This window comes from Kitasatospora putterlickiae (assembly GCF_039527695.1).
Classification (GTDB): domain Bacteria; phylum Actinomycetota; class Actinomycetes; order Streptomycetales; family Streptomycetaceae; genus Kitasatospora; species Kitasatospora putterlickiae.
In genome coordinates this window covers 1-10,917 of record NZ_BAAAKJ010000355.1, presented here as the reverse complement: position 1 = coordinate 10,917, position 10,917 = coordinate 1, and the positions used below count along the sequence as shown (strand labels likewise).

The 10,917-nt window shown below is 74.6% G+C and carries 11 protein-coding genes; 2 read left to right on the top strand and 9 right to left on the bottom strand.

Translation table 11 applies throughout. The features are described from left to right. The 4 genes from ABD308_RS32545 to ABD308_RS32530 all read right to left on the bottom strand — a co-directional run. The coding region (locus ABD308_RS32545) for an Mrp/NBP35 family ATP-binding protein (RefSeq protein WP_344343094.1) at positions 1-1,033 on the bottom strand (1,033 nt) is incomplete at its 3' end. 56 nt (positions 1,034-1,089) lie between these two features. Then, entirely contained in the window at positions 1,090-1,728 is a 639-nt protein-coding gene (locus tag ABD308_RS32540) for a DUF1003 domain-containing protein (protein ID WP_344343092.1), read from the bottom strand. Then, positions 1,718-3,004: a magnesium transporter MgtE N-terminal domain-containing protein gene (locus ABD308_RS32535; protein ID WP_344343090.1), complete on the bottom strand. Its 1,287-nt coding sequence runs from the start codon at positions 3,002-3,004 to the stop codon at positions 1,718-1,720. Before ABD308_RS32535 ends, ABD308_RS32540 begins: the two co-directional genes overlap by 11 nt. A gap of 147 nt (positions 3,005-3,151) precedes the next feature. After that, complete coding sequence (locus tag ABD308_RS32530; protein WP_344343088.1) at positions 3,152-3,712, bottom strand: pyridoxamine 5'-phosphate oxidase family protein; 561 nt, start codon at positions 3,710-3,712, stop codon at positions 3,152-3,154. Between the two features lie 147 nt (positions 3,713-3,859). On the opposite strand from ABD308_RS32530, the gene ABD308_RS32525 reads away from it, so the two are divergent. Then, on the top strand, positions 3,860-4,804 hold the full coding sequence (locus tag ABD308_RS32525; RefSeq protein WP_425554903.1) for a DMT family transporter: 945 nt from the start codon (positions 3,860-3,862) through the stop codon (positions 4,802-4,804). Between the two features lie 109 nt (positions 4,805-4,913). Here the strand turns inward: ABD308_RS32525 and corA are convergent, their stop codons facing one another. Continuing rightward, positions 4,914-6,038 (bottom strand): magnesium/cobalt transporter CorA, encoded by a 1,125-nt coding sequence (corA, locus tag ABD308_RS32520; protein ID WP_344343086.1) that lies wholly within the window; start codon positions 6,036-6,038, stop codon positions 4,914-4,916. Between the two features lie 497 nt (positions 6,039-6,535). Between corA and ABD308_RS32515 the strand changes: the two genes are divergently transcribed. After that, complete coding sequence (locus tag ABD308_RS32515) at positions 6,536-7,177, top strand: suppressor of fused domain protein (protein ID WP_344343084.1); 642 nt, start codon at positions 6,536-6,538, stop codon at positions 7,175-7,177. 29 nt (positions 7,178-7,206) lie between these two features. Here ABD308_RS32515 and ABD308_RS32510 read toward each other — a convergent pair whose 3' ends face one another. The 4 genes from ABD308_RS32510 to ABD308_RS32495 all read right to left on the bottom strand — a co-directional run bounded on the left by ABD308_RS32510 (position 7,207) and on the right by ABD308_RS32495 (position 10,558). Beyond that, positions 7,207-8,067, bottom strand: coding sequence for a PHP domain-containing protein (locus ABD308_RS32510; protein ID WP_344343082.1), 861 nt, complete (start codon positions 8,065-8,067; stop codon positions 7,207-7,209). 104 nt (positions 8,068-8,171) lie between these two features. Then, complete coding sequence (locus ABD308_RS32505; protein WP_344343080.1) at positions 8,172-8,810, bottom strand: DUF6758 family protein; 639 nt, start codon at positions 8,808-8,810, stop codon at positions 8,172-8,174. A gap of 333 nt (positions 8,811-9,143) precedes the next feature. Next, complete coding sequence (locus tag ABD308_RS32500; RefSeq protein ID WP_344343078.1) at positions 9,144-9,290, bottom strand: hypothetical protein; 147 nt, start codon at positions 9,288-9,290, stop codon at positions 9,144-9,146. Between the two features lie 371 nt (positions 9,291-9,661). Then, positions 9,662-10,558 carry an alpha/beta fold hydrolase gene (locus ABD308_RS32495; RefSeq protein WP_344343076.1) on the bottom strand — a complete coding sequence of 299 codons (897 nt, stop codon included), beginning with the start codon at positions 10,556-10,558 and terminating at the stop codon, positions 9,662-9,664. Positions 10,559-10,917: the final 359 nt, after the last annotated feature.

The window sequence follows — 10,917 nt, the reverse complement described above, 5'->3', positions numbered from 1 at the left end:
GGCGGCCGTCGTCGCCGCCCTCGCGCAGGCGGACGTCGATCGGGATCGAGCCGAGCACCGGGACGGTGGCGCCGACGGTGCGGGTGAGCGCGTCCGCGACGGTCTGGCCGCCGCCGGTGCCGAAGACGTCGATCATCTCGTCGCAGTGCGGGCAGGGCATGCCGGACATGTTCTCGATCACGCCGACGATCTTCTGGTGGGTCTGCACCGCGATGGTGCCGGCCCGCTCGGCGACCTCGGCGGCGGCCATCTGCGGGGTGGTGACGATGAGGATCTCCGCGTTGGGGACCAGCTGGGCCACCGAGATGGCGATGTCGCCGGTGCCGGGCGGCAGGTCCAGCAGCAGGACGTCGAGGTCGCCCCAGTACACGTCGGCGAGGAACTGCTGGAGCGCGCGGTGCAGCATCGGGCCGCGCCAGACCACCGGGGCGTTGCCCGGGGTGAACATGCCGATCGAGATGACCTTCACGCCGTTCGCCTGCGGCGGCATGATCATGTCCTGGACCTGGGTGGGCCGGCCCTCGACGCCCAGCATGCGCGGCACACTGTGGCCGTAGATGTCGGCGTCCACCACGGCGACCTTCAGGCCGTCGGCGGCCATCGCCGCGGCCAGGTTGACGGTCACCGAGGACTTGCCGACGCCGCCCTTGCCGGAGGCGACCGCGTAGACGCGGGTCAGCGTGCCGGGCTTGGCGAACGGGATCTCCCGCTCGGGGGCGCCGCCGCGCAGCAGCTGGGAGAGCTCCTTGCGCTGCTCGTCGCTCATCACGTCGAGCTCGACCTCGACGCCGGTCACGCCGGGGACCCGGCCGACGGCCTCGCGGACCCGGGTGACGATGGTGTCGCGCATCGGGCAGCCCGAGACGGTCAGGTAGACCGCGACCCGCACGGCGCCGCCCTCGCCGATCTCGACCGATTTCACCATGCCGATCTCGGTGATCGGGCGGTTGATCTCCGGGTCGTTGACGGTCGCCAGCGCCTGGCGCACGGACTCCTCCGTGGCGCCGGCCGCGACCTCTGTCTCGTTGGCCATGCCTTGATGGTACGGCGCCGCGCGGGGTGCATAACCGGTCGGTAGCGTGCCGCGGGTCACAGCATCTCGGGGGCCTCCCGGCGTTCGTCGATCTCCTTGAGCAGCGCCTGGAGTTCGGAGCGCACGAAGTCCCGGGTGGCGACCTCGCCGAGGCCCTGGCGCAGCGCCGCGACCTCGCGGGTCAGGTACTCGGTGTCGGCGATGTTGCGGTCGCTGCGGGCGCGGTCCTGCTCCATGTTGACCCGGTCCCGGTTGTCCTGCCGGTTCTGCGCCAGCAGGATCAGCGGCGCCGCGTAGGAGGCCTGGAGGGAGAGCATCAGGGTCAGGAAGATGAAGGGGTAGTCGTCGAACCGGGCGGCGCCGGGCAGCAGGGTGTTCCAGGCGACCCAGAGGATGATCACCACCGTCATCCAGACGAGGAACCGTCCGGTGCCCAGGAAGCGGGCGATCCGCTCGGAGAGCTTGCCGAAGGCCTCCGGGTCGTAGGACGGCAGGGTGATCAGCCCGGGGCGGGCGGTGCGCGGCTGGTCGAGCCGGCTGCGCGGGCCCGGGCCGGTGGCGGCGGGCTCGGCGCGGCGGTCCCGGGCGCCGCCCTCGCGGGCGCGCAGCTCGCGCAGCTGGCGCAGTTCCCGCAGCTCGCCCTGGAGCCGCTGGCGCGGGGACTCGTCCCGCCGGCCCTTGCGGTCAGCGTCCACCGGTCACCTCTCTCTCGTCGGCGGGTTCGCCGTGCAGCGAGGCCTCCCGCCAGTCCTCCGGCAGCAGGTGGTCGAGCACGTCGTCCACGGTGACCGCGCCGACCAGGTGGTCCGCGTCGTCGACGACCGGCGCGGCGACCATGTTGTAGGTCGCCAGGTAGCTGGTGATCAGCGACAGCGGGGTGTCCGGCGGCAGCGGGTCGAGGTCGTCGTCGACCAGCGAGCCGACCAGGGTGTACGGGGGCTCGCGCAGCAGCCGCTGGAAGTGCACGGTGCCCAGGTACTTGCCGGTCGGGGTCTCGTTCGGCGGGCGGCAGACGAAGACCTGGGCGGCCAGCGCCGGCTTGTGGTCGGAGACCCGCACCCGGGCCAGCGCCTCGGCCACCGTGGCGTCCGGCTCCAGCACGATCGGCTCGGTGGTCATCAGACCGCCGGCGGTGTTCTCCTCGTAGGTCAGCAGCCGGCGCACCGGTTCGGCCTCGTCCGGCTCCATCAGCTGGAGCAGCCGCTCGGCCTCGTCGCCGGGCAGCTCGGAGAGCAGGTCGGCGGCGTCGTCGGGGTCCATCGCCTCCAGGATGTCGGCGGCCCGTTCGTCCTTCAGCTTGCCGATGATCTCGACCTGGTCGTCCTCGGGCAGCTCCTCCAGGACGTCGGCGAGCCGTTCGTCGTCGAGCGCGGCGGCGACCTCGGCGCGGCGCTTGGCGGACAGGTGGTGCATGACGTTGGCGAGGTCGGCGGCGCGCAGCTGGTCGAAGGTGGCGAGCAGGTTGGCGGCGCCCTGGTTCTCCTCGGGCAGGGTGAAGCCGGTGACGTCCTGCCAGTCCAGGGTGAGCGACTCGCCGCGTGCCTTGCGCAGCCGGCCGACCCGGCCGACCTGGACGAAGACCTTGCCGATCTCCCACTCGCGCAGCCGGCTCTGGGTCATCGCGACGTCCAGGACGGTGACCTCCTGGCCGGTCTTGGTCCAGGCGACGGTGCGGTCCAGCAGTTCGGCGAGGACGAGCGTCTCGGCGGGGCGCTGCTCGAAGCGGCGCATGTTGATCACACCGGTGGTGATCACCTGGCCGGACTCCAGACTGGTCACCCTGGTCATCGGCAGGAAGATCCGGCGCCGGCCGACCACCTCCACCACCAGGCCGAGCACCCGGGGCGGGCGGCCGCTGACCCGCAGCGCGACCACGACGTCCCGGACCCGGCCGACCTGGTCGCCGTTCGGGTCGAAGACGGCGATGCCGGACAGGTGCGAGATGAAGACCCGGTTGCCTGGCCCTGCCATGGACGTCTGGACTCCCTCGCTCGCTCGACGCCTGGTCGGGCGCGGCGGGCACGCCCCGCGGCCAAGGCTACTCGGGCATCTCCGACCAGGCTCGGCGAAAGCCGGGCGAATCGGACGGCGGGGGGAGGGTGCGGGGGTGGCGGGGTGTCAGCCCTTGCGGCGCTTGAGCAGCAGCTTCGGCAGGCCGGCCGGGATCGGGCGGCGGGTGGTGGCCGGGGTGGGCATCGGGGCCGCGACGTGCGGGTCCTCCGGCATCGCGCCGGGCCGCTCGGCGAGTTCGGCGCCCGCCGCTCCGGCCGGCTCCAGCCGCAGCACCCGGCACTCGCGGGCCCAGCGGTCGGCCATGGTGTCGGTGTCCGGCGCGTTCAGCCGCTTGCCCTTCAGTTCCTCGACGGCGCCCAGCCAGGCCTCGCCGCCCGGGGCCAGTTCGACCACCCGGGCCGGCCAGCCGGTCAGCCGGCCGCCCTTGTCCTTGCTGCGGACGGTCACCGTGGCGCCCGTCCCGCCGGCCAGGCCGTGCAGCGGCTGCTCGGCGCCGTCGCCGACCACCACCACCGCGCCGTCGTGCCAGGCGTGCCAGAGCGCCCGCGCGTGCTCCTGGCCGTCCGCCCGGACCCAGAGCAGGCCGGACTTCTTCGCGGCCTCCTCCAGGAGGGCCCGGTCGAGGAAGGCGTCGGCGGTCGCGGCTGCGGCAGGCGTACGGTCCATGGCGCACAGCGTACGGCCTGCGCCGGGCGGGGGAGGGTCCACGGTTCGGGCGACAGTTCCATGGGCGGCGCACGGGCCTTACCGTAGGAGCCGCCCTGACCCGGCCCCTGACCTGCCCCGCCCCGCAACGCCGACCCGAGGAGCGCCGTGCCCGCCGCCCGGCCCGAGACCGCCGCCCCCGCCGCGGTCGCCGCCCCCATACCCGCCGCAGCCGTCGGCCCCGCACGCCCGCTCCCCAGGACGGACCTGCTGCTGCTCGCCGTCTCCGTCGCCGGGATCTCGCTCTCCGCCCCGCTGATCAGCGCCACCGCCGCGCCCGCCCTGGCCATCGCCTTCTGGCGCAACCTCATGTCGGTCGGCGTGCTCGGGCCCTGGGCGCTGCTGCGCCACCGCGCCGAGCTGCGCGCCGTCCCCCGCCGCGCGCTGCTGCTCGCCATGGCGGCCGGTGTCCTGCTCGCCGTCCACTTCGCGCTCTGGATGCCCAGCCTGCGGATGACCTCGGTGGCCTCCGCGACCGCCCTGGTCACCACCACCCCGCTGTGGACCATCGTGCTGATGCGGCTGCTCGGGGTGCGGGCGCCCCGGATGGTGTGGCTGGGCACCGCCGTGGCCTTCGCCGGGGTGCTGGTGCTCACCGGCGTCGACCTGTCGCTCTCGCCGCGCGCCCTGGCCGGCGACGCCCTGGCGCTCGCCGCCGGGCTCGCCGCCGCCGGCTACCTGCTGCTCGGCGCCGAGGTGCGGCGCACCGTCAGCACCACCGCGTACACGCTGGTCTGCTACACCACCACGGCGGCCGTGCTGCTGGTGGTCTGCCTGGCCGCCGGGACGCCGCTGTCCGGCTGGCCCGCCGGGGTCTGGTGGCAGATCGTGCTGCTGATGGTCACCGCCCAGCTGCTCGGCCACTCGCTCAGCAACCGGGTGGTGCGCACCCTCGGCCCCTCGGTCACCTCGACCGCGATCCTGCTGGAGACCCCGGGCGCCGCGCTGATCGCCGCGCTCTGGCTCGGCCAGTGGCCCCCGGTCGCCGCCTACCCGGCGGTGCTGCTGATCCTGGCCGGCCTGGTCCTGGTCGCCCGCGCCGACCGGCGCTAGGGCGGCGTCGTAACAGCGTCGTGCCGACGTGGGGCTGCGTTGTGCCGGCATGGGACGGCATGGCACGGCGTGGCACGGCGTGGGACGGCCGGGCGGCCCGGGAGGCGCCCTACAGCCAGCCGTTGCGGCGGAAGCCCCGGTACATGCCGACGCAGATCAGCACCACGCTGCCCAGCACCATCGGGTAGCCGTACTTGTGGTGCAGCTCCGGCATGTAGTCGAAGTTCATCCCGTACACGCCGGTGATCATGGTCGGCACGGCGAAGATCGCCGCCCACGCGGTGATCTTGCGCATGTCCTCGTTCTGCGCCACCGACACCTGCGCCAGGTTGGCCTGGAGCAGCGAGTTCAGCAGCTCGTCGAAGCCGTGCACCTGCTCGGTGACCCGGGCCAGGTGGTCGGCGACGTCCCGGAAGTACTTCTGGATCTCCGGGTCCACCAGCCGCTGCAGCGGCTCCGACAGCTGCTGCATCGGCCGCAGCAGCGGCGCCACCGCGCGCTTGAACTCCAGCACCTCGCGCTTGAGCTGGTACACCCGCCCGACGTCCGCCCCCCGGCCGCCCCGGTTGGAGAACACCTCGAACTCGATCTCGTCCACGTCGGTCTGCAACTGGTCCGCGACCAGCAGGTAGTTGTCCACCACCTGGTCCGCGATCGCGTGCAGCACCGCCGACGGGCCCTTGGCGAGCAGCCCCGAGCCGTCCGCGTCGGCCTCCAGCCGGTGCCGCAGCTCCTTCAGCGAGTTGTGGCCGCCGTGCCGCACGGTGATCACGAAGTCCCGCCCGGCGAACACCATCAGCTCGCCGGTCTCGACCACCTCGCTGGTCGGGGTGAGCTGGTCGTGGTCGAGGTAGCGGATCGTCCGGAAGACGGCGAACAGCACGTCGTCGTAGCGCTCGACCTTCGGCCGCTGGTGCGCGTGCACCGCGTCCTCGACCGCCAGCGGGTGCAGTCCGAACCGCTGCGCGATGCCCTCGAACTCCGCCTCGGTCGGCTCGTGCAGCCCGATCCAGCTGAACGATCCTTCCCCGTCCGGCAGTTGCTTCGAAGCCTTGACCAGCCGGGCCGCCTCGCGCGGGCTGCAGGTCTCGCCCTGCCGCTTTCCGTGCTGGTAGACCGCGCAGTCCACCACCGCCGACGGCGTCGCGCCCGGGTGGATCGAGTCGAACAGGCCCGCCGCGGAACGGCGGCGGTTGGTGCGGACGGCTGCGCGCAGGCTGCTGATCATCGACATGGCAGGCTCCCTTGGACAGGAACCGCCGCACGACGGCGCGACGACGAACGGCCGCGGTGTGACGGCGGAGGAACACCGATGGACTCCGGCGCCTGCGGCCACCCCCGGGTGCCTTGCCGGGGCACAGGAAACGGAACGGCCGGACGTCGGTGGGGGTGCTCTCCCGGCCGGACCGGAGTTCCACCGTGCGTCCGCACGGAAGGGCTGGGGTCCGCGGTGCTGGGGAGGAGGCCACGGCGAGTGCCGAGGTCTCTCAGGCCCGCTGTTTCAGCCCGCGCGTCGAGGGGTACGGGGAAGGCGATCGGGCCGGGTAGAGCTGCCGGTACTGCATGGTCGGCTGGTATCCACCGCAACCACCTCCTTCGCGCCGCTGCCCCGCAGGACGGAAATCCCCGGTAGCCAGTCGCTCACACTAACATCCGAACCGCCTTCGCCGCGCCCGCGTTCACGTAAAGGCCGCGCCAACGGCCCGCGGTCCGCGGGTTACGCTCACCGGCATGGCCCACGACTTCCCGCCCTTCGGCGACCCCTCCGGCGGCAGCCCGCACGGCCCCTCCCGCACGGCGGTGCTGGCCGCCGTCGAGGCCCGGCTGCTCACCGTCTTCGGCGAGCCGAGCGGACGCGCCGCCGTCACCTTCCTCGGCGCCGACCGCGTCGAGGTGCTGCGCTTCGGCCCGGACGCCGAGGGCCTGGTCCGCTACGCCACCCTCGGGATGTCCGCCGCGCCGATGGCCGACCCGACGGCGGCGGTCGTCGACCAGGTCCGCGGCCCGCGCGCCGAGTTGGTCCTGACCATCCGCGGCGGACGCGACGGCGTGCTCCGCCCGCTGGCCACCTTCGCCGCGACGCCGCAGGTGGAGGGCCTGGTGGTGGCCCCGGGCGGCTCGCTGGACCTGGGCGCCCCGCTCTGGGACGGCGCGCCGTTCACCTCGGTGCTGGCGGCCGAGCCCGGCGGGCTGGTGGAGGACCTGGAGCTGGACGCGCCGGCCGACCCGGTCCGCTTCCTGCCGCTGCTGCCGATGACGCCCAACGAGGCGGGCTGGAAGCGGGTGCACGGCGCGGCGGCGCTGCAGGAGCGCTGGCTCCAGCACGGCACCGATCTGCGCGACCCGGAGCGCCGGGGCGTCCGGCTGGACTGACCCGGCGTCAAGAATCCGGGCGGGGGCGCTCAGCCGCCGATCGGCTTGGCGCCGGTCGCCTGGTCCACGATCGCCTCGTAGACGGCCGGGTCGGTGGTGTGCTCGCCCAGGCGGACGGTCTTGCGGGCGCCGTGGTAGTCGCTGGAGCCGGTGGTCAGCAGTCCCAACTCGGCCGCCAGGCCGCGCAGATGGGCCCGGGTGGGCTCGTCGTGGTCGACGTGGTCGACCTCCAGCCCGGCCAGTCCGGCCGCCGCGAGGTCGGCGATGACCTGGTCGGAGACGGTCCGCCCGCGCTTGACCGCGCCGGGGTGGGCGAAGACCGGCACGCCGCCGGCCGCCCGGACCAGCCGGACCGCCGTCACCGGGTCCGTCTCGTGCTTGCGGACGTCCGCCCGGCCGCCGTTGGCCAGCCAGTCCGCCGTGAACGCGTCCGACACCGTGGCCACCACACCGGCCTCCACCAGGGCGCTGGCGATGTGCGGACGGCCCACCGAGCCTTCCCCGGCGATCCGGCGCACCTGCTCCCAGCTGATGTCCGCGCCCAGTTCGCGGCAGCGCTCGACGATCGCCCGCCCGCGCCGGAACCGGTCGGTGCGCACCAGTTCGCGCTCCGCCGCGAAATCGGGCTCGGCCGGGTCGAAGAGGTAGGCGAGCATGTGCATCGAGATGTCGTCCACCACGCAGGACAGTTCCGCGCCGGGGACCAGCGTCAGCCGGGTGCCGGTCGGCAGCGCGTGCACCGCGTCGGCCGCCGCGGTGTGGCCCGCCACCGTGTCGTGGTCGGTCAGCGCCACCACGTCCAGCCCGGCCCCGACGGCCGCCGCGACCAGTTCGGCCGGGCTGTCCGTGCCGTCGGAGGCGTTGCTGTGGGCGTGGAGGTCGATGCGCACGGGTGGTGCTCCTCGGGGGTCGGCGCCGGACGGCGCTGGCGCCGGCACGGACCTGCCGGCGGATGACGCCCAGGATAGTGCGGCCGTGCCCGGGGGGCGGCCGCTCAGCCGAGCAGCCGGGGGGAGAGGGCCCCGCAGGGCAGCAGGTCCAGCTCCGCGCCGGCCTCCCGCAGGTCGGTCAGCACCAGCTCGTCGTACATCACCAGGGCGGACTGCTCCGGCCAGGCCACCGCCCAGAGCCAGAGGCCGCGCGCCTCGCCGACGAACACCGCCCGGTCCGCGGGGGCGTCCGGCACGTGGAACATCGGCGTCGGCCGGCCGGCCGCCATCAGCTTGGCGTCGGCGGGCTTGTAGAGGCCGACCGAGTCGCCCGGGTCCGGGCCCGAAAGACCCGCGTACCGGGCGCCGAGGCCCACGCCCAGTTCCTCGGCCACCAGCACCAGTTCGCCGAAGCCGCCCAGCGGGGCCGGTCCGGCGCAGGCGACGGCGGTGGCCCGGGCGCCCGAGACGTCGTCGCCGACGTGCGCGATCCCGGTGTACAGCCAGCCGACCGGCAGCGGCCAGGGCAGCCAGACGGGGACCTGCGAGCGGGCGACGGCGACACCGAGCGCCTCGATGCTCGGGGGCAGCACCGGCTGCATCGGGTGCACGGCGCCGTGCCGGTCGCACTGCCAGGTGTCTGAGAACAGACCGGGGGCGCGGACCCGACCGGCGCACCTCGGGCAGCTTGGCTCGCCCCTCATAGCCGTCAACGCTCCTCCCTCCGGACCGCCGCGTCAAGGACGATCACCCGTACGGAGGGCGGCTCGGCGGCACCTGTCGGTGGCGGGTGCCCGCGCGGCGCGCGGTGGGCGCGGTGCGGGCGGCTCCCGTTGGGAAATGTCCCGCGGGGGGCGGCGGCAAACGTCGGCGGCGCGCGCCGGGGTGCGCGGGCGCGGTACGGGCCCGAACGCGCTGACGCCCCGTTGCCGCTGCTGCGGTGACGGGGCGTCAGTCGGGTATCGGAACGTCCGGGTCGGACGGGCCGGGCTCATCGGCGGCGGGGGAGCGTTCGGGCTCCCGGGTGCCGCGCCCGGTCAGACGGTCGGGCACGGACGGATGAGCAGGCGTTCGCCGGTGCGGGCGGCGGCCTGGACGAGCTCGCGGACGGTCTCGGCGTCGGCGATGAGGCGGTCGGTGGCGCTGCCGTGGGCGTCGTCCAGTCGGAGGATCTCGAAGCGCATGGGCCTGTCCTTTCCTGGCCCCGTCGGGCGGGGCGGTCGTGGCTGAGTCGCAATCAGCCTGGTCGGGGTCCGTCGGGTCGAGTCGTCGACCAACGGCTGTCGCGGCAAAGCGGGCTCCCCCCTGCTCGCCGAAGGCGCGTGGCCCCTCGTGAACCACGTCGCGGTGGCGCTGCTACCGGGTCGTTGCCCGTCCGTGAAGTCCTGGTTTCGGATGGATCGCGTCGACGGAACGCCGACGGCACTGTCGACGATGTTTCCAGGACCGAATCAAATATTACCGCAACTAACGAATTTTGTCGCCCCCCTTGTACCAGGAGCCTCTCCGGACCGTCCAGGCAGGGCCCCGATCGCCGCCCCCGGGGGCACCGGGATCAGCCCCAGAGGGCCAGCAGGGCCTCGGCGGTGGCGGCCGGGCGCTCGGCGTTCGGGGAGTGCCCGGCCCGCGCCACCACCACCCGGCGGGCGCCCAGCCGTTCGGCCATCGCAGTCTGCTCCGGCACCGGCCACGCGTAGTCCCGCTCCCCGGACAGCACCAGGGCGGGCGGTCCGGCGGCGAGCACGGCGGCCAGCTCGTCCACCCGGTCCGGCGCGGCGACCAGGTGGCCGCCGGTGGTGATCAGCGCCCGCGGCACGTTCGCCAGCCAGCGGCGGTGCAGGAACCCGGCCACCTCGGGGGACGGGTGGCGGGCGCGGTCCCCGCCGTCCTCCTCCATCCGCTGCATCACCTGCCAGATCTCCTCCAGACCCATCGTGGGCAGGACGTCGATCAGCAGCCGGGTCCGCTCCGCCTCGGCCGGGTCGATCGCCCCGGGGCCGGTGGACATCAGCGTCAGCGACGCCCACGGCAGTGCCGTGCCGCCCGCGCCCGCGGCCGCCTCGGCCAGGACGGCCTCGCGGACCACCTGGCCGCCGAAGGAGTGGCCCAGCAGGTGCAGCGGCCCGGCGCCGCCCTCGGCCAGCAGTGCGGCGGTGAGCGCCCGTACGTCCGCGCCCAGCGCGGCCACCGCGTAGGCGGCCGGGTCGTCCGGGCCGCCCGTCTCGTACTGGCCGCGCTGGTCGACGGCGGTCACCCGGTAGCCGGCCGAGGCGAGCGGCTCCAGCAGCGCGATGAAGTCCTCCTTGCTGCCGGTGAAGCCGGGCACCAGCAGCGCCGAGCCGCGCACCTCCCCGGCGGGCTCGGCCCGCAGCGCCGCGAACTCCCCGCGCGCCGTCACCACCCGCAGCGCACGCGCACCGGACGGGAGGGCGAGGAACGGGGGCATGCTCATGAAGGGACCTCCGGCGACCGGGGCGAACTGGCGGGTAACCCCGAGCCTAGGGCCTGCCTCGTGGATCCTCGCCGGGGCTGCGACGCCTGGGCATGCACGCCCCTGGCGTTCGGCTGGGAGGAACCGCCACCTCCGCCTTGCGGCGCAGGCACCCGTGGGGGGAGCCGCCCGGCCCGTCGTCCGGGCGGACGGCGGGGCTTGAAGACGGACCCCGGGGCCTCACTCCCGGGCCGCGCCGGTCGGTCCCGGAGCCGCCGTCGAACCCCGCGCGCCCGAACGGTGCGCCCCGGGCCCGGAGGCGGGGGAGGCCCCCGTGCCGCGTTGTCGCCGGGGCCGGGGCCGGCGTCCGGGAACGCCGG